The sequence below is a fragment of the Nocardioides sp. GCM10023255 genome, from assembly GCF_042653125.1.
GTDB lineage: Bacteria > Actinomycetota > Actinomycetes > Propionibacteriales > Nocardioidaceae > Nocardioides.
The window spans coordinates 608,169-625,611 of sequence record NZ_JBHSHU010000003.1; the positions used below are offsets into that span (position 1 = coordinate 608,169).

Consider the following 17,443-nt stretch of genomic DNA (forward strand, 5'->3'; position numbering starts at 1 on the left):
AGGATGCACCAGACGGGGCTCCCCCGTCCGCAGGACACGCCAGGACGCCGGAACGCCGAGCCGGCGCTCCTCGACGTCCCGCGTGGGCGGGACGGGTCGAGCAGCGCCGGCTCGGCGTCTGTCGGGAGTGTGTCAGCGTCGACTCGACGTCAGATGTCGGCGCCCAGGTCCTCGTCGGAGTCCGCGGCGTCGCTCTCGTCGGGCTCGTTCTCGGTGTTGTCGTCGTCGTACTTGAGGTAGCGGATCCCCTCGTCGACGTCGCCGTCGAAGCCCAGGCGACCCTTCTCGAGCACGATCACGCGGTCGCACATCTTGCGGACCGAGCCGGCCGCGTGGCTCACGTAGAAGAGCGTTCGCCCGCTGTCGCGGATCTCCTTCATCCGCTCCATGCACTTCTTCTTGAAGGGCCGGTCCCCCACCGCGAGCACCTCGTCGGCCAGGAAGATGTCGGAGTCGACGTGGATGGCGACCGAGAAGCCGAGCCGCGCGAACATGCCCGAGGAGTAGTTGCCGACGGGCGCGTCGAGGTGTCGGCCGATGTCGGCGAACTCCACGATGTCGTCGAACTTGCGCCGCGTCTCCTGCTCGGTCATCCCGAGGATCGCGGCGTTGAGGTAGACGTTCTCGCGCCCGGTCAGCTGCGGGTGGAACCCGGCGCCGGTGGCGATCAGGCCCGCGATCCGGCCGCGCGTCATGACGGCGCCCTCGTCGGGCCGCATGATGCCGTTGATCAGCTTCAAGAGCGTGCTCTTGCCGGAGCCGTTGAGCCCCATCAGCCCGATCGACTCGCCCTGCTGCACGCTGAACGACACGTCGTCGAGGGCCTTGAAGTCGTCGCTGATGTCGTGGCCCTTCACCATGGCGACGGTCATCTGCTTGAAGGTGCGGTGGTAGCGCAGCGTGAACGTCTTGCTGACGTTCTCGACCACGATCGACTCGGTCACGACAGTCGCTCCGGGATCCGGTTCTGCAGGCGGGTGAAGACGATCTGGCCGACCACGAGCACCACCAGCGACATGCCCACCGCCGTCAGCCCGAGCTGGAACAGGTTCTGGGGCAGCTCGGTCCTCGCCGTCACGACCGGGTCGGAGGTGGTGCCGACCCAGAAGGCGCGCTGCATCAGCAGGACCGCGTCCGCGATCGGGTTGGCGAGGTACAGCGTGGTGTGCCCGCCGAACCGCTCGTCGACCAGGGTGTAGGGGTAGATCATCGGCACGCCGAACCGCACGAAGTTGGTCAGGATGCTGACCGCGCTCGCGAAGTCGCGGAAGAAGACGTTCGCGGCCGCGAACAGCAGGGCCAGGCCGGTGCCGAGCAGCATGATGATGAGCAGCGCGAGGACCACGGCGACCGTGCCCATCGGGTCAGGGGTCCACCCGTAGAAGATGCAGGCGATCACGAGGATCACCAGCTGCGGCCCGACGTGGTAGAGCGAGACGAGCATGGAGGCGACCGGGAACATCTCCCGCGGCATGGCCATCTTCTTCACCAGCGACTTGTTGCGCACGATCGAGCGGGTGCCCGCGTTGAACGTCTCGGTGAAGAAGTGGACGACGATCAGGCCCGCGAAGATGTGGATCGCGAAGTTCTCGACGTCCTTGTGCAGGTTCAGGATGTAGCCCATCACGAACCAGTAGATGAAGAACTGGGTCAGGGGGTTGATGTAGGACCACAGCAGCCCCAGGAACGAGCCCTGGTAGCGGGCGGCGATCTCGCGCCGGACGAGCAGCTTGAGCAGGTAGCGGCGACGGAAGACCTCGAGCAGCCCCTGGTTGGCCGAGGGGGCGGTCAGGGGTGCGTCGACGACCCGGACCGTGTTCACGGTCTCGCTCATCGAGCGTCCTCCGGGGCCGACGACCCGTCGGGCTGCATCCACGGGGCGAGCGTCACGTCCCACGCCTCCGGCGAGGTGATGTCGCCGAGCTTGGCGCGGTACTCCTCGGCGAGGCGGGGCCACTCGCGACGCAGCCGCTCGTGGAGCTCGATGGTCCTGCGGGTCAGCTCGCGGAAGCGCTCCGGGTCCCGCTGGTAGAGCGCGGCCGAGGTGCCGTCGTTCATCGAGACCACGGCGGAGTCGTAGCGGGCCAGTCGGTACCACTTGGCGTCCATCGCCTTGACCTCGGCCTCGGGGAACTCGCGCGCGAGCTCACGGGTGGCGCGCAGCTGACGGATCGGCGCCAGGCCCGCGGTCACCAGCTGGGAGAGGCGGCCCGGGACCTCGGCGTCGTCCTTGCCCCGGCGCGGCGGCTTCTTGCGGCGCACCGGCGGGAACGCGTCGGGGTCGGCCTCCAGCCGCGCGTCGGTGAACTGCTTGCGGAACGCGTTGACCTCGGTCAGCTTGGTGGGCAGGTCGCGGTGGAGCTGCTCCGGGCCGGCCAGCACGTCCTCGAGCGCGAGGTGGCGCAGCTCGACGGTGGAGTACTGCATGGACACCAGGTGCTTGACCTGGTGGTTGAGGCTCTCCCGGATCATCCGGCCGCCCTTGGGGTACGGCGAGTGCAGCAACGCCGCGACGAAGCGGTTGCGGTGGTGGAAGTAGGCCTGCCAGTCCAGTGCGTCGTTCTTGTCGGTCCACGGCACGTGCCACACCGCCGCGCCGGGGAACGTGACCGTGGGGTAGCCGGCCTCCTTGGCGCGCAGGCCGTACTCGGAGTCGTCCCACTTGATGAAGAGCGGCAGCGAGAGGCCGATGTCCGCGAGCACCTGCCGCGGGATCAGGCACATGAACCAGCCGTTGAAGTCGACGTCGACCCGCTTGTGCAGCCACCGCGTCGACCGCAGGTTGCGGGCGGCGAAGTCCCAGTCGGGGAGCACGTCCGGGGGCGACTGCCACCAGAAGCGCCACGGCTGGATGATCTCCCCGAAGCTGTGCAGCCGCGAGCGGGAGAAGAGGCTGAACATGTGGCCGCCCACGATCGTGGGTCGGCGGGCCAGGTCGCCGAAGGTGATCGCGCGGATGATGCCCTCGGGCTCGCAGACCACGTCGTCGTCCATCATCATCGCGTAGTCCGCGGTGCCCTTGCGGACCGACTCGAGCTGGCCGCGCGCGTAGCCGCCCGAGCCGCCGAGGTTGCCCTGCTCGAGAACCCGCAGCGTCGAGCCCAGCAGGCCCTCGGCCTTGGCGAAGTCCGGGGAGTCGACGACCTTCTGGGTGCCCTGCTCCATCACGAAGACGGTGTCGAGGTACGGGCGCAGCTGCTCGTCCTCGCCGAGCTGGGCGAGCAGCTTCGCGCAGAAGTCGGGCCGGTTCATCGTGGTGATCGCGATGTCCACGACGCCGTGCCGGGCCCGGTCCTCGGGCACGTCGGCGACCCACTCGGCCGACTCGACGAGCACGTCCTCGAGGCCGGCGGTGACGTCGTACCAGTACCACCCGCCGTCGACGAACGGCTTGAGCGAGAGGTCGAACGCGAAGGAGCCCTCCACCTCCGAGCCCGTCGTGGCCGAGTCGACGCGCTGCGAGCGGCCGTTGGCCATCGACTTGTAGACGGTGACCGACGCCCCGCGGCCGACCAGCTTCACGGTCAGCGTGACGTCGGTGACGACCGTCCACCGGCGCCAGTAGCTGGCCGGGAACGCGTTGAAGTAGGTGCCGAAGGACAGCCGCTCCCCCACCGGGACGCGCAGGCAGGTGCGCGACTCGACCTGGTCGGGGTGGATGTGGGCGCCGGACGAGACGTTCTGCCGGAGCGCGGCGGCGTTCATCTCCTTGGCGTTGCGGTTGGCGCCGATCTCGTACTTGTCGGCGTCGAGGATCGCGGGCTCGGGGTCGACGTACAGGGGGAAGACGTCGGTGTCGCGGTCCAGCGGGAGGACCTGCCGTTGCAGCAGTCGGGTGGTCATGCGGGGTCCCCTCGGAATCGTGGACTGGAGGAGCGAAGCGGGGGAAGGGCGCGATCTCGTCGGGTGCTCATTCGTCAACGCCTCCGCTCTGGAGGGCCGCACCCTCGGTGAAGTGCGGCTTGAGCTTGTTCTCGAACATCGACAGGGCCGAGCCGATCGCCATGTGCATGTCGAGGTACTTGTAGGTGCCGAGACGGCCGCCGAAGAGCACCATCGGCTCCTTCTTCGCGAGCTCGCGGTACTTCAGGAGCTTCTCGCGGTCCTCGGCGGTGTTGACCGGGTAGTAGGGCTCGTCGTCGTCCTCCGCGAAGCGGGAGTACTCGTGGACGATGACGGTCTTGCCCGAGATGTAGGTGCGTTCGGGGTGGAAGTGCTTGAACTCGTGGATGCGGGTCCACGGCACGTCCTGGTCGTTGTAGTTCATGACCGCGCAACCCTGGAAGTCGTCGACCTGCTTGACCTCGGCCTCGAGGTCGACGGTGCGCCAGGACAGCCGGCCCTCGGAGTTGCCGAAGTACTCGTCGACCGGGCCGGTGTAGACGATCGGGACCTTGCCCTTGAACTCGTCGGCGACGTCGAAGAAGTCCGTCTCGAGGCGGACCTCGATGTTCGGGTGCTCGGCCATCTTCGTCAGCCAGGCGGTGTAGCCGTCGACGGGGAGGCCTTCGTACTTGTCGTTGAACCAGCGGTTGTCGAAGTTGTAGCGCACCGGGAGCCTGGTGATGATGTCCGCGCCCAGCTTGGTCGGGTCCGTCTGCCACTGCTTGGCGGTGTAGCCCTTGATGAACGCCTCGTAGAGGGGGCGGCCGATCAGGCTGATCGCCTTCTCCTCGAGGTTGGTCGCCTCGGAGGTCTCGATCTCGCTGGCCTGCTCGGCGATCAGCGCGCGCGCCTCGTCGGGGGTGTGGGACTTCCCGAAGAACTGGTTGATCAGCCCGAGGTTCATCGGCAGGGAGTAGACCTGGCCGTCGTACTGCCCGAAGACCCGGTGCTGGTAGTTCGTGAACGACGTGAACCGGTTGACGTACTCCCAGACCCGCTCGTTGGAGGTGTGGAAGAGGTGCGCGCCGTAGACGTGCATCTCGATGCCGGTCTCGGGGTCGGCCTCGCTGTAGGCGTTGCCGCCGAGGTGGTGGCGCCGCTCGAGGACCAGGACCTTCAGGCCCAGCTCGGTGGCGCACCGCTCCGCGATGGTCAGTCCGAAGAAGCCGGAGCCGACGACGACGAGGTCGGGGGTGGACTCGGACACAGACAAGGGTTGAACTCCTGACGGTTGGCGCGGCGGCAAGTCTAGCGACGGGGGGCCGGGCCCTCGGGGACGCGACGCATGGTCCGTGCCGACCCCATGGCCCGGATCACATTGCCCGCCTCCGCGCGTCCCCCGCGCACCGGGCTGAGCAGGACCACCGCGGCGGCGATCAGGTAGGGCTTCAGCCTCACCAGGATGTTCTCGCCGTACCGGAAGTGGACCACGAAGAGGTTGCGGAACATGTAGAACCCCTTCCAGCCGGCGAGGTCGTGCTGCTGGTCGAAGTCGAGCTGGCGGACCAGCACCGCGTCCCGGATGCCCCAGATCCGGAACCCCGCCCGGCGGGCGCGCACGGCGAAGTCGGCGTCGTCGTAGAAGATGAAGAACGACGCGTCGGGGAACCCGATCGCGTCGACGACCTCACGGCGGACCATGAAGCCCTCGAACGCGACGTTCTCCAGCTCGACGCGCTCGGGCATCGCCGCCCGGGTGCCGAAGTCGGTCTCGACCATCCCCGTCTTGGGCTTGATCGCGAGCGGGTTGCGCAGGTCGAACCGGGTCGCGGCCTTCTCGACGAGGCGACCGGAGGTGTCCTCGCGGACCGCCATCAGGCAGGCCTCGTCCTGGGCCATGAGCACCTCGAGGCAGGTCGGGGTCGGGACGACGTCGTCGTCCATCAGCCAGATCCGGTCGTGGCCGGCCTCGTAGGCCTTCTTGACCCCGAGGTGGAAGCCACCCGCTCCGCCGAGGTTGTCCTCGCTGTGGGTGACCCGCAGCGGCAGGTCGTCACGGCGCAGCACGTCGGCGGTGTGGTCGGTGCTCGCGTTGTCGATGACGTAGACGGCGTCGACCGGCCGGGTCTGCGCGGCCAGGCCGTCGAGCATCCGGGTCAGCAGTTCGGCGCGGTTGAAGGTCACGATGACCACCGCGACGCTCTCGGCCCTCGGCGGGCCCGAGGCCGCGTCGTCTCGCTGGGTCATCGCAGGAACCTCTCGTGGCCGGTGAAGTCGCCGCGCAGCCCCGCCACCATGGCCCGGGCGCTCAGCAGCAGGCGGGCCGCGGACGGGCGGGTGAACGTGTAGAACCACACGGTCTTCGCCACGAACGCGAGCGCGTGCGGCCAGCCGCGGTACTCGCGCAGGTTCAGCAGGTTGTTGCGGGCCATGCAGTAGTGCTTGAGGTCGCTGGGGCTGTGGTTGTACGTCGTACGGCCGAACATCATCGGCGTGCCCAGCTCGCCCACGCTGGGGTGACGGACCCGAGCGCCGACCACGGTCGCCACCCGGCCGCCCGCGCGCTCGGCGCGGAGGCGGTACTCGTGGTCGTCGCCCCAGATGAAGAACTCCGCGCGCGGCAGGCCGATCCGCTCGACGAGCTCGCGGGTGACCAGGACGCCGTTGAACGGGATCACCACGTCGCGGATCACGCCGTCGGTGGCCGCGGCCGTGACGTCGGCCATCCGGTGCACGACCCGGGTGCCGCCGGGCAGCCGGATCGGGAAGACCAGCCGGTCCGGGTCCGCCTCGTCCACGACGACCGGGCCCCAGAAGTCCAGCTCCTCACGCCGGGTGAGGAGCGTGGTCAGGCAGTCGGGATCGGGCAGCCCGTCGTCGTCCATGAGCCAGGCCAGGTCGGCACCGCGCTCCATCGCCCAGGCGAGCCCGTCGTGGAAGCCGCCGGCACCGCCGCGGTTCTCGGCCAGCGTCCGGCCGAGCACCCGGGCACCCGGCCCCGTCGCGCCGCCGGGCGCCGACGAGGCGAGCCACTCCCCCGTCCCGTCCGCCGAGGCGTTGTCGACCACGAGGACCTCGTCGACCTCGGGCACGACCCGCAACCGCTCGACGAGGCGCTGCAGCAGCTCGAGCCGGTTGAACGTGACCACCACGGCGACGATGCGGCGCTCGGGTCCGGTCGGGGGCTCGGTCACGGCCCACACCCTACGGGCGGCACGATCAGCAGGCCGACTCCAGGTCGTCGGCCTGGTTCGCGGCGTACCCGTCGCTCAGCGAGCCCACCGAACCGCCGGTGACCACGCCGCTGCCGCCGCCGGAGCGCTTGTGCGGCTTCCCCGCCTTCGGTGCGGTTCCCTCGGCCCGGTCGATCGCCTCGGTGACCTTCTTGCGGATCAGCGCGATGTCGGGGTCGGCCGTGTTGATCATCGGCGGCACCAGCGACAGCGTCGAGATCTTCTGGCCCTTGGCCTTGAGCGCCAGCGCCATGAACCGGTCGACCTCGCTGGCCGGGATGTCGGTGGAGATCATCGCCGAGGAGGCGTCCGCGATCTTCTCGAAGTTGCGCACCGCCACCTGCGGGCTGACCTGGTCCAGCATCGCGCTCATCACGCACTTCTGGCGCGCCATCCGGGAGTAGTCGTCGGAGCCGTCGCGCGCCCGGGCGAACCACAGCGTGTCGTGCCCGTTGAGCTTGCGCACGCCGGGCTGGATGTAGCCGGTGACGTCGGAGCCCAGGCCGCCGACGGGGATCGGCGAGCGGACGTTCAGGGTGACGCCGCCGACCGCGTCCACGAGGTCCTTGAACCCCTCGAGGTTGACCATCGCCCAGTAGTTGATCTTCAGGCCGGTGATCCCCTCGATGCCCATGATCGTGGCGTCCACGCCCGGGTGGTCGGAGTCCGGGAACAGCTCGGTGTGGTCACCGGCCCAGGTGCTGACCCCGTTGAGGTAGTCGGCGTCGAAGCCGTGCGGGAACTGCTTGTGCATCACCGAGCCCTTGACGAACGGGAAGTTCGTCATGTTGCGGGGCAGCGAGATGAGGACGGTGCGGCCGGTGTCCTCGTCGATGCTGGCGATCGTCATGGAGTCCGGACGCAGGCCCCAGCGGCCGGCTCCGGAGTCGCCGCCGAGCAGCAGGACGTTGTAGCGGCCGTCGTGGGAGTCGCTCACCGCGCCGTTGCCGAACATGCTGAGCATGAAGTCGCGCTGCACCCCGACCAGGTGCGCACCGAAGAGGAGGCTGCCCGCGACGGACAGGCACAGGACACCGTTGACGCCGACCACCGCCCGGCGGTGGTTCATCGCCAGGGTCAGCGGCTGCCCGATCCGCCACGCGTCGACGAAGAGCGCCGCCCACCCGATCGCCCCGAGCATGAGGCCGAGGCGCAGCAGCCCGAGCATCATGGTGTTCGAGGCCAGCCAGAAGGCGAGCTCGTGCCACAGCAGGCCGACGAGCACGGTCGCCACGAAGGTGGCCGAGAGCACCAGCCAGATGCGCAGCGCGATCCGGCCGACCTTGCGGTTGCCTGCGACCAGCTGGGCCGAGCCCGGCAGGACGAGCGTCATGACCATGAGCGCCATCGCGCGGCGGAAGCGGACCCGGGCCGCCCGCTCGTCGGTGCTGGAGCGGGTGGGGCTCTGGCGGTCGTGCAACCCGGGGGAAGAGACGGGTGGCATCGAGTGCCTCTCTGCTGGTGGTGCTGGGGAAGGTGTTGCAGGGGCTCGTGGCCCCCCGCACATGTGCGTTGCCCGCCAGTATCACCAGTCACAGGCGTCACAGCTCGTCACGACGCGCCGGAGGACCGACCCTTCTCGATCTCGTGCCGCTTCGCGAGCCGGTGCGCCCGCCGGATCTCGGCCTCACGCAGACGGCGCTCCTCGTCGGGCGTCTCCGGCAGCAGGCCCGGCACGGGTCGGGCCCGCCCGTTGGGGTCGACGGCCACGAAGACGAAGTACGCCGACGCCACGTGGAGCGCGTGGGCGTCGGGGTCGTTCCACGGCTGGGTCTCGACCCGCACGCCGATCTCCATCGACGACCGGCCGGCCCAGTTCACCTGGGCGAAGGTGCGCACGATGTCGCCGACGTGCACGGGCTCGAGGAACGCCATCTCGTCCATGGCGGCGGTCACGGCCGGACCGCCGCTGTGGCGCTGGGCCACCGCGCCGGCGGTGGAGTCGGCGAGCTTCATGATCTCGCCGCCGTGGATGTTGCCGAGCAGGTTCGCCTCGTTGCTCGAGGTGATGATCGCGAGCGAGACCCGCGCGTAGGACGGGGGCAGTGCGCCGAGGGTTCCGGTGGCCATGCTCGCACGCTAGCGGTCCGGCGGCAGCGCCTCCTCGAGGGACCGTCGCAACCTGTTCCACTGCCGGGCCCACGCCTGGACCGGCGCCAGCGAGCGCTCGAGGACCGCGAGCTGGTCGTCGAGGACCGCGAGCTCGGCCTGCAGCGCCTGGATGCTCAGCCGCTTGGCGTGCACCTCACGCACCAGCACCTCCACCTCGGCGGTCACCGGGGGCATCTGGTCGGTGAGCCGCCGCAGGGTGGTCAGCATCCGGTTGACGGTGGCCGGCACGGGAGCCGGGAGGGCGCCGATCGCGGTCCCCCCGGCGCTCGCCATCGCCTCCACGACCGCACGGGTGCTGTCGACGAAGGCATCGACGGTGCTGTGGAGCAGGCCGTGCTGCCCGGCATCGCTCGCAGGCACCCTGCTCACCCGGCCTGCGCGAGCCGGAGGAGCGACTCGATCTCGGCGCCGAAGGCGTCCAGCAGCTCCTCGGGGTGCTCGATGGTGCCGGAGTCGACCTTGAAGCCCACGTGCACGTGGCCGTCGTAGGTGAAGATGCAGGTGCCGAGGGTCTGGTTCCCCGACTCCGGCGCCCAGCCGAGCATCGAGTCGATCCGGGTGCCCGCGAGGTACCGCGGGCCACGCGGACCCGGCACGTTGGTGGTGACCCCGGTGGCCTTGTCGGCGAAGAAGTCGACCAGGTAGCGCTCGAGCTCCTTGCCGGTGCGCCCGATCCCGCGGATCATCCCGAACGTCAGGTACGCCTCCGGCGAGTGCTTGATCGCGTCCATCCGCCGCTTGGTCTCCGCGAGCCGGGCGAACGGGGTCTCCAGGCCGGACGGCAAGGTGAGCAGCACCAGCGCGAAGCGGTTGCCCAGCTCCCGCGGGAGCGGCTCGTCGAGCGGCCGCACGTTGACGGGCACCATCGTGGGCAGGTCGGTCACCGCGCCGTCGTGGTCGCGGAGGTACGTCGACAGCGCACCGGCGAGGGCTGCGACGAGCACGTCGTTGACGGTCGTCCCGGTCCGGTGTCCCGCGGCGGCCACGTCCGCGAGCGGGATCGGCGGTGCCCACACCGCACGCTTGGACACCCCGGGCGTGCCGTTCACCGCCGAGGCCGGGTTGCGGGTCAGGGTGAGCTTGGCGGCGATCCCGGTGGTCTGGCGCGCCAGGGTGAGGGCGTCCTCGGCGAACGACGGCGACAGCAGGTGCGGAAGGTCCAGCAACGCGCCGCCGGCGGCGCCGACCGCTGACCCGACCAGGTGCACCGCCGAGCCGAGCGGCCCGTCGTGCCGCGACTCCCCGAGCAGGTCGTCGTCGGGCGACGGGACGTCCGGATCCGCGTCGGTCATCGACAGCAGCACCCGCATCAGCGCGATCCCGTCAGCGAGCGCGTGGTGCAGCCGGGAGTAGAGCGCCGAGCCGCCGCGGTAGCCGTCGATCAGGTGCATCTCCCAGAGCGGGCGGTCACGGAGCAGCGGGGTGCTGACGTAGCCGTTCACGTGGTCCATCAGCGCCGCGTCGTCACCGGGCGGCGGCAGGGTGAAGCGACGCAGGTGGGCCGTGACGTCGAAGTCGGGGACGTCCTCCCAGTGCGGCATGCCCAGCGGCACGCGCGAGGGGACGGGGCGTTGGGCGAACACCGGGTAGCGGTCGACCACCCGGGTCTGCATCACGTCGGCGAAGCGGTCCCAGTCCACCGGGCCGGCACAGGTCATCAGGCTCTCGATGACCATCAGGTTGTCGGGCCGGTCCATGTTGAGCCAGATGGTGTCGACCGGGTCGATCGCCCTGCGCACGTCGGTCCCGGTCAGTCGGAGGGCTCGTCCGGCTGCCGCTGCTCCTCGGCGTGTCGTTCGTCCTCCGCCGCCCGGTGCGCGTGCCTGGCCTCGCTGCTCAGGTAACGGTTCAGGCCGGCCCACAGCCGGGCCCGGTCGGCGCTGCTCCTCGTCGCGGCCGTCTCGCGTGCCTCCTGCTCGGTCCGCAGCCGCTCCAGGTCACTCATCGTCGCTCCTCGTGTCGTGCTCCCCCCTGCACCTCCACCGTCCCGCCGGCACCGCGGCGTCCACAGGGCCTTTGGGCCCGGCCCACGGGTACGTCCGCCCCGGGCGGGCGGCATCCCCGGGGCGGAGGCTGGTCCGGTGGAGCGACTCACCCCGTTGGCCGACGCCTTCCTCGAGGCCGAGGACGTGGACCCGGTCGCGTCACTGGCCATCGGGTCGCTGGCGATCTTCGAGGGCCCGGCGCCCACCTTCGACGAGGTCGTCGAGGCGATCGGCGGGCGGCTGCCGCTGATCCCGCGCTACCGCCAGAAGCTGCGGTCGGTCCCGCTGGGGCTCGCGCCCCCGGCCTGGGTCGACGACCCCGACTTCGACATCCGCGAGCACCTCCGCGAGATCTCCGTCCCCAGTCCCGGCGGGAAGGCCGAGGTGGGTGAGCTGATGAGCGAGCTGATGTCGGTCCGGATGGACCGCAGCCGTCCGCTCTGGGAGTACTGGTTCTGGGGGGGCCTGCCCGACGGGCGGTGGGCGCTGCTCTCGAAGGTCCACCACAGCGTCGTGGACGGCGTCTCCGGCACCGATCTCTACCGCCTGCTCCTCGATCCCACCCCCACGCAGCGCCCCTCGGTCCCCGACGCCTGGCACCCGGCCCCCGCGGAGCCGATCGGGCGGTGGACCGCAGAGGCGCTGCGTGAGCTGGTGGCCTCGCCGGTGCACGTGACCGGGGCACTCGCGCACGCCGCCCGCACCCCCCGCCGGATGGTGCGCACGACAGCGCGCACGGCGACCGGGCTGCTCGCGCTCAGCGGTGCCCTGCGTCCGGTGCACACGACCTCGTTGAGCGGTCCGCTCGAGGGCGGCCGCCGCTACGCGTGGACGACGGTCGACCTCGGGGACCTGCGCACCGTCGGCGCGGCGTACGACGCCACCATCAACGACGTGGCGCTGGCCATCGTGACCGGAGGTTTCCGGCACCTGCTCATGGCGAGGGGCGAGACCCCCGACGCCCACGCCCTGCGCTCGCTGGTCCCCGTCTCCACGCGCAAGCCGGGCGAGGAGTCGATCCCGGACAACCGGGTGTCGCTGATGCTGCCGTTCCTGCCCGTCGACGTGTCCGACCCGGCCGAGCGGCTGGCGACCATCCGGCGCAGGATCCGCGGGTTGCGCGGCCACCACGAGCCCGAGGCCGGCACGGGGATCACCACGGCGGCCGAGCTGAGCCCCTTCCCCTCGGTCTCGTGGGGCCTGCGGCTGGGCTGGCGATTGCCGCAGCACAGCATCAGCACCGTCACCACGAACGTCCCGGGCCCCCGCTCACCCCTGTACGCACTCGGCCGCGAGCTGCTGGAGCTGCTCCCCTACGTGCCGATCGCGGACCGCGTCCGAGTCGGCGTGGCCATGTTCTCCTACCGGGACAGCCTCACCTTCGGCGTGACCGGCGACCTCGGCACGACCGCCGACCTCGACGTGCTCACCTCGGGCATCGACGACGCGCTCACCGAGCTCCTCGACCTCGTCGGGCGTGCCGGATGACACGACCCCGGAGGCGCTCGCGATAGCGTCACCCGCATGGCTGACCGACCCCGCGGGAAGGACCGTCCCGACGACGGCTCGCCCGAGTTCAACTGGCTCTACGGCGGCAAGGGCTCCAACGGCGACGACGACGCCACCCGAGCGGTGCCTCGTCAGCCCCGGCCCGAGGAGACCCGGGTCATGCCCACCGTGCCCCGCCCGGGCAGCACCTCGAGGCCACCGTCCGCGCCTCCCCCGCCGCGACCGCCGGCGCCCTCCCGGGGTCCGTCCCGGCGCCCGCGCCGGCCACGCTTCCGGGCGCGCTGGCTCCTGGTCCTCCTGCTGCTGTGGGTGGTCTGGCTGGTGGCGGTGCCCCTGTTCGCGTGGTCCAAGGTCGACAAGGTCGAGTTCGAGCCCAGCGGCGACCGCCCCGACGACCAGCCGGGGACGACGTACCTCATGGTCGGCAGCGACTCGCGCGCCGGGCTGAGCCCCGAGGAGCGCAAGGCCCTGGGCACCGGAAACGCCTCGGGCCAGCGGACCGACACGATCATGCTGCTGCACACCGGCAGCGGGCCGAACCTGCTGATGTCCATCCCCCGCGACTCTCTCGTGGACATCCCCGGGCACGGCACCACCAAGATCAACGCGGCCTTCGCCTTCGGCGGTCCCAAGCTCCTGGTGAAGACCGTGGAGAACGCGACGGGCATCCGCATCGACGACTACGTCGAGATCGGGTTCGGCGGCGTCGTGGACGTCGTCGACGCGGTCGGCGGGGTCGAGATCTGCCCCCGGACCGACATGAAGGACAAGCTCGCGAACCTCGACATCAAGAAGGGCTGCCAGGAGGTCGACGGCGCGACCGCGCTCGGCTACGCCCGCTCGCGCCACACCGATGCGCGCTACGGCGACATCGGCCGCGCCGCCCACCAGCGCGAGGTGGTCTCCGCGGTCGGCAAGAAGGTCGTCTCCCCCTGGACGGTGATCAACCCGTTCCGCTACTGGAAGATCAACATGGCAGCGCCCGACTCGTTCGCCTTCGGCGAGGGCACGAGCCCGATCCGCGCCGCCATGTGGGTGACGGCGATGACGCGGGTGAACGGCGACAACGGGCTGACCTGCGGAGTGCCGATCGCCGACCTGGCCGTGCACTGGGACCCCGAGCGGTCGAAGCAGATGTTCGACTACATCATCGAGGACAAGACCGACGAGATCCCGGACTCGCTGTGCACGCCCACCGGGACGCCGAGGTGACGGCGTACGAGACGCTGCTGTGGGAGGTCGACGCCGACGGCGTCGGCACCCTCACGCTGAACCGCCCGGACGCGCTGAACGCCTTCGACCTGACGATGGCGCGCGAGCTGGAGCGCTTCTTCCTCACCGAGGCCCGGGACGACGACGTACGTGCCGTGGTGGTGACCGGCTCCGGGCGGGCCTTCTGCGCCGGCATGGACCTCTCCGCGGAGGGGAACGTCTTCGGCCTGGACGAGTCCGTGACCCCGACCCCGGCCGACCTGCGTGCGCACCTCACCGAGGAGCCCTTCCACGACGGGGTGCGCGACACCGGCGGCCGGGTCACCCTGGCGATCCATGCGCTGCCCAAGCCGGTGCTCGCGGCGATCAACGGTCCGGCCGTGGGGATCGGCGCGACGATGACGCTCGCCATGGACCTGCGGCTCGCCTCCACCCGGGCCCGGATCGGCTTCGTGTTCGGCCGGCTCGGCATCGTCCCGGAGGCCGCTTCGAGCTGGTTCCTGCCCCGCATCGTGGGGATCCAGCAGGCCCTGGAGTGGGTCTACTCCGCAGATGTCCTCGACGCCGAGGCGGCCCTGGCCGGCCGCCTCGTGCGCTCGCTCCACGAGCCGGAGGAGCTGCTCGTCGCCACGCAGGCGCTGGCCCGGTCCTTCGTGGTCGAGCGCTCCCCTGTGGCACTCGGCCTGGCCAAGCAGCTGCTCTACCGCAACAGCGCGGCCGCGGAGCCGCTGGAGGCACACCTCTCCGACTCGCTGGCGATGTTCTGGACCTCGATCGGCGACGGCAAGGAGGGCGTGGCCGCCTTCCGTGAGAAGCGTGGCCCGCGGTTCACCGGCCGCGCCTCCGAGCTGCCGACGATCTTCTGAGCCGCCTCGAGCGGCGGGCGCCTCAGGCGGCTGGCGCCGTCTCCTCGTCCAGGCGCTTGCGCAGACGCGTGAGCAGCCGCGACAGCAGGCGGGACACCTGCATCTGGGTCACGCCGACCTCGGCGCCGATCTCGGCCTGGGTGGCGCCGCCGAAGAAGCGCATCTCGAGGATGCGGCGCTCGCGCGGTGTCAGGCCGGTCAGCACCTTCTTGAGCGCGACGCGCGCCTCGGCGCTCTCGAACGCCGGGTCCAGGTCGCCGAGCCGGTCCACCGGGCCGCTCTCGCCGTCGGCGAGCGGGGTGTCGAGGGAGACCGGCGCGAAGCAGCCGTTGGCCGCCAAGGAGTCCAGGACCTGCTCGAGGTCCACGCCGAGGTGCGCGGCGATCTCGCTGGGTCGCGGTGAGCGCCCCAGGCTCTGGAACAGCTCACCTTCGGCGGCGGTGATCTTGGTCTGCAGCTCCTGCACGGAGCGCGGCGGCCGGATCGTCCAGCCGAAGTCGCGGAAGTAGCGGCGGATCTCGCCGCGGATCGTGGGGACGGCGAAGCTCAGGAAGTCGCTGCCGTGTGTGGGGTCGAACCCCTGTACCGCCTTGACCAGGCCCAGGTTGGCGACCTGGTCGAGGTCGTCGCCGGCGATGCCGCGGCCGTGGTAGCGGCGTGCGATCTCACCTGCGACCTGCATGTTCAGCCGGATGACCTCGTCGTGCAGCGCGGTGCGCTCCTGCTCCGACGTTGCTGCGGCGGCCTCGGCGAGGAGCCGGGCGGTCTCGGCGCGTCGGTGGGCGCGGGCGTTGCTGGCGGGCGACGTGTCAACGGCGTCGGCCGGGGAGTCAGCGTGGGATGTCGCGACATGCCCCATCAGGACACACCTCCGATTGGAGTTGTCTGACGTGGCACGTTGTCTCGACCACTGTTCCCGATCGTGGCATGCCACGAACATCCCCACAACACCCGCCGGGGTGAGGGAGCTCGGACCGCCCTCGACAGGAGGAACACCCGCTTCTTACCCGTCGTCGGACGGGTCAAACCAGGTCTTCTCAGGACTTTCCGGAGACGCTCTCCTCGCCACTGCGCGCGACCCGGTAGACGACCGCCGCGGCGACGTCGGCGACCCTCACGTTGGTGTCGTTGGACATCTTCACCAGCCGGCGCCACGCCTCGTCGGCGCTGCAGCCGACCTGTGCCATCACGATGCCCTTGGCCTGGTCGATGGTGGCGCGCGAGGACAGCGCCTCGCGCAGCTGCTCGATCTCCTCGGCCATCGCCTCGAGGTCGCCGGCGGCGATCACCAGGGACCGGACGACCTCCTCGTTGGCCTCGTCCTCCCCCTGGTGCCGGGCGATCGCGGCGCCGCGGGCCTCGAGGGCGCGCAGGGCGCTGGGACGCAGCCCGGTCACGTCGTCGACCCGCAGCAGGATGCCGACCACGTCGTCGCCGTCGTGGACCGGCGCACCGACCGGCACCCAGTGCCGGGTGCGGTAGCGGGGCGGCTCCTGCTCCAGCAGGTCGTAGCGCAGCACGCCGAGGTGCAGCGGCCGCCGGGTCTGCAGTACCCGCTCGAAGGACGCGGCGAGCACCGGCTGACCACCGGCCTCGGGGTTGTCGGGGAAGGCCTCGAAGAGGTTGATCGAGACCAGCTCCTCCTCCGACCGGTCGGTCACCCGCAGGTAGGCGGGGTTCGTCGCCCGGATGACGTAGTCGGTGTCGAGCAGGACGGCCGGGGCGGTGAGGGCGTCGAAGGCGCGGCTCCCCTCGAGGACGCGGGACCGGCGGCTCACTCGGGGAGCCTGCGCGTCGATATCAGGCGCTCGGCGACGACGTGCAGCTTCAGGTTGCGGTCCTGGGAGTAGCGGCGCAGGACGGCGAACGCCTGGTCGGCGTCGATGGCGAAGCGCTCCATCAGGATCCCCTGGGCCTGGCCGATGAGGCGACGCGCATCGATCGCACGCCACAGGTTGGCCGTCTCGCGCGCGGAGGCCAGGGCCACGGCGGCGTGCCGGGCGAAGATGTGGGCGACGTCGCGGTCCTCCTCGGTGAAGTGGCCGGGACGGGTGTCGTAGAGGTTGAGGCTGCCGATGGTGGACGAGCTGGTGTGGAGCCGGATGCCCAGCATGCTGCGGACGCCGGTGGCCGCGACCGCCGCGGCCCACCCGGGCCAGCGGTCCTCCGACTCGGTGTCATCGACGATGACGCTGTCGGCAGGGTGGGTGAGCACGTCGAGGTCCGGCCCCTCCTGGTGCTCGAGCTGGACCAGGTCGAGCTGCGCCACGAGGGGGTTGGTGGCGGCGACGGTCTCGACGCGGCTCTTGGCGTGGATGAAGATCACGCCGGCGTAGGCGCAGTCCACGGACTTCAGGGCGTACTCGAGCACCCTGTCGACGGTCTCGTCCAGGCTCGGCTCGTCGTGGAGGGACAGGGCCATCGCGGCGAAGTCCTCGGCGTCCCTGCTCGTCACGGACGCCCTACGCGGAGCGGCGGTCGAATGGCCAGCACCCTTGCGACTATACGCACGGGTGCAGTGCCGGACAGCATGGGCGACCACCGCAGCGCTGCGTGAGACCTGCAGTGGTCGCCCAAGGTCGGCCCCCGTATCGACCTCGGACCGACGTCTGGCCGGACCAGGGTCGAGGCCGTCCCGCCCGGGGGACGACCCCGACTCGGGCCCGTGGCAGTGCAGTACCCGCCGCAGCCGACCGCATGC

General features: G+C 70.7%; 17 protein-coding genes. 3 read left to right on the forward strand and 14 right to left on the reverse strand.

Translation table 11 applies throughout. The annotated features are described in order from the left end of the window. Positions 1 to 149 precede the first annotated feature (149 nt). The 11 genes from ACFO9I_RS06720 to ACFO9I_RS06770 all read right to left on the reverse strand — a co-directional run bounded on the left by ACFO9I_RS06720 (position 150) and on the right by ACFO9I_RS06770 (position 11,115). A complete protein-coding gene (locus ACFO9I_RS06720) occupies positions 150 to 944 on the reverse strand; it encodes an ABC transporter ATP-binding protein (protein WP_379179058.1) in 795 nt (264 codons plus the stop codon). Next, positions 941 to 1,834 (reverse strand): ABC transporter permease, encoded by an 894-nt coding sequence (locus ACFO9I_RS06725; RefSeq protein WP_379179060.1) that lies wholly within the window; start codon positions 1,832 to 1,834, stop codon positions 941 to 943. Before ACFO9I_RS06725 ends, ACFO9I_RS06720 begins: the two co-directional genes overlap by 4 nt. Further along, positions 1,831 to 3,843: a glycosyltransferase gene (locus ACFO9I_RS06730; protein ID WP_379179062.1), complete on the reverse strand. Its 2,013-nt coding sequence runs from the start codon at positions 3,841 to 3,843 to the stop codon at positions 1,831 to 1,833. Before ACFO9I_RS06730 ends, ACFO9I_RS06725 begins: the two co-directional genes overlap by 4 nt. Positions 3,844 to 3,910: 67 nt before the next feature. Then, positions 3,911 to 5,092 carry a UDP-galactopyranose mutase gene (gene glf / locus ACFO9I_RS06735; RefSeq protein ID WP_379179400.1) on the reverse strand — a complete coding sequence of 394 codons (1,182 nt, stop codon included), beginning with the start codon at positions 5,090 to 5,092 and terminating at the stop codon, positions 3,911 to 3,913. A 41-nt stretch (positions 5,093 to 5,133) separates the two neighbouring features. Beyond that, positions 5,134 to 6,072 (reverse strand): glycosyltransferase family 2 protein, encoded by a 939-nt coding sequence (locus ACFO9I_RS06740; RefSeq protein WP_379179064.1) that lies wholly within the window; start codon positions 6,070 to 6,072, stop codon positions 5,134 to 5,136. Then, the gene (locus ACFO9I_RS06745; RefSeq protein ID WP_379179066.1) at positions 6,069 to 7,019 is read right to left on the reverse strand and encodes a glycosyltransferase family 2 protein; all 951 of its coding nucleotides are present in this window, start codon (positions 7,017 to 7,019) and stop codon (positions 6,069 to 6,071) included. The genes ACFO9I_RS06740 and ACFO9I_RS06745 overlap by 4 nt, the downstream gene beginning before the upstream one ends. A gap of 25 nt (positions 7,020 to 7,044) precedes the next feature. Next, positions 7,045 to 8,502, reverse strand: coding sequence for an LCP family protein (locus ACFO9I_RS06750; protein WP_379179068.1), 1,458 nt, complete (start codon positions 8,500 to 8,502; stop codon positions 7,045 to 7,047). A gap of 107 nt (positions 8,503 to 8,609) precedes the next feature. Next, a complete protein-coding gene (locus tag ACFO9I_RS06755) occupies positions 8,610 to 9,128 on the reverse strand; it encodes an acyl-CoA thioesterase (RefSeq protein WP_379179070.1) in 519 nt (172 codons plus the stop codon). 9 nt (positions 9,129 to 9,137) lie between these two features. Beyond that, positions 9,138 to 9,530 (reverse strand): hypothetical protein, encoded by a 393-nt coding sequence (locus tag ACFO9I_RS06760; RefSeq protein WP_379179072.1) that lies wholly within the window; start codon positions 9,528 to 9,530, stop codon positions 9,138 to 9,140. Between the two features lie 5 nt (positions 9,531 to 9,535). Further along, positions 9,536 to 10,909 carry a wax ester/triacylglycerol synthase family O-acyltransferase gene (locus tag ACFO9I_RS06765; protein WP_379179074.1) on the reverse strand — a complete coding sequence of 458 codons (1,374 nt, stop codon included), beginning with the start codon at positions 10,907 to 10,909 and terminating at the stop codon, positions 9,536 to 9,538. 11 nt (positions 10,910 to 10,920) lie between these two features. After that, positions 10,921 to 11,115, reverse strand: coding sequence for a hypothetical protein (locus ACFO9I_RS06770; RefSeq protein WP_379179076.1), 195 nt, complete (start codon positions 11,113 to 11,115; stop codon positions 10,921 to 10,923). 136 nt (positions 11,116 to 11,251) lie between these two features. Here ACFO9I_RS06770 and ACFO9I_RS06775 point away from each other — a divergent pair, with 136 nt between their 5' ends. Genes ACFO9I_RS06775 through ACFO9I_RS06785 form a run of 3 tightly spaced genes read left to right on the forward strand, consistent with a single transcriptional unit; the run spans position 11,252 to position 14,742 of the window. After that, positions 11,252 to 12,643, forward strand: a complete 1,392-nt coding sequence (locus ACFO9I_RS06775; RefSeq protein ID WP_379179078.1) for a wax ester/triacylglycerol synthase family O-acyltransferase — start codon at positions 11,252 to 11,254, stop codon at positions 12,641 to 12,643. 36 nt (positions 12,644 to 12,679) lie between these two features. After that, on the forward strand, positions 12,680 to 13,876 hold the full coding sequence (locus ACFO9I_RS06780; RefSeq protein WP_379179080.1) for an LCP family protein: 1,197 nt from the start codon (positions 12,680 to 12,682) through the stop codon (positions 13,874 to 13,876). Further along, positions 13,849 to 14,742, forward strand: a complete 894-nt coding sequence (locus ACFO9I_RS06785; protein WP_379179081.1) for a crotonase/enoyl-CoA hydratase family protein — start codon at positions 13,849 to 13,851, stop codon at positions 14,740 to 14,742. The genes ACFO9I_RS06780 and ACFO9I_RS06785 overlap by 28 nt, the downstream gene beginning before the upstream one ends. Positions 14,743 to 14,764: 22 nt before the next feature. Here ACFO9I_RS06785 and ACFO9I_RS06790 read toward each other — a convergent pair whose 3' ends face one another. The 3 genes from ACFO9I_RS06790 to ACFO9I_RS06800 form a co-directional block, all read right to left on the reverse strand. Further along, complete coding sequence (locus tag ACFO9I_RS06790) at positions 14,765 to 15,601, reverse strand: SigB/SigF/SigG family RNA polymerase sigma factor (RefSeq protein WP_379179083.1); 837 nt, start codon at positions 15,599 to 15,601, stop codon at positions 14,765 to 14,767. Between the two features lie 178 nt (positions 15,602 to 15,779). Further along, positions 15,780 to 16,520, reverse strand: coding sequence for an ANTAR domain-containing protein (locus ACFO9I_RS06795; protein WP_379179085.1), 741 nt, complete (start codon positions 16,518 to 16,520; stop codon positions 15,780 to 15,782). Continuing rightward, on the reverse strand, positions 16,517 to 17,197 hold the full coding sequence (locus ACFO9I_RS06800) for a GAF and ANTAR domain-containing protein (RefSeq protein WP_379179087.1): 681 nt from the start codon (positions 17,195 to 17,197) through the stop codon (positions 16,517 to 16,519). Before ACFO9I_RS06800 ends, ACFO9I_RS06795 begins: the two co-directional genes overlap by 4 nt. Positions 17,198 to 17,443: the final 246 nt, after the last annotated feature.

Excerpts from the sequence above, each read along its gene's own strand:
- ACFO9I_RS06780 (WP_379179080.1), top strand. The coding sequence starts at position 12,680 with ATGGCTGACCGACCCCGCGGGAAGGACCGTCCCGACGACGGCTCGCCC.
- ACFO9I_RS06790 (WP_379179083.1), bottom strand. The coding sequence starts at position 15,601 with ATGGGGCATGTCGCGACATCCCACGCTGACTCCCCGGCCGACGCCGTT.
- ACFO9I_RS06730 (WP_379179062.1), bottom strand. The coding sequence starts at position 3,843 with ATGACCACCCGACTGCTGCAACGGCAGGTCCTCCCGCTGGACCGCGAC.
- ACFO9I_RS06750 (WP_379179068.1), bottom strand. The coding sequence starts at position 8,502 with ATGCCACCCGTCTCTTCCCCCGGGTTGCACGACCGCCAGAGCCCCACC.
- ACFO9I_RS06755 (WP_379179070.1), bottom strand. The coding sequence starts at position 9,128 with ATGGCCACCGGAACCCTCGGCGCACTGCCCCCGTCCTACGCGCGGGTC.
- ACFO9I_RS06770 (WP_379179076.1), bottom strand. The coding sequence starts at position 11,115 with ATGAGTGACCTGGAGCGGCTGCGGACCGAGCAGGAGGCACGCGAGACG.
- ACFO9I_RS06725 (WP_379179060.1), bottom strand. The coding sequence starts at position 1,834 with ATGAGCGAGACCGTGAACACGGTCCGGGTCGTCGACGCACCCCTGACC.
- ACFO9I_RS06740 (WP_379179064.1), bottom strand. The coding sequence starts at position 6,072 with ATGACCCAGCGAGACGACGCGGCCTCGGGCCCGCCGAGGGCCGAGAGC.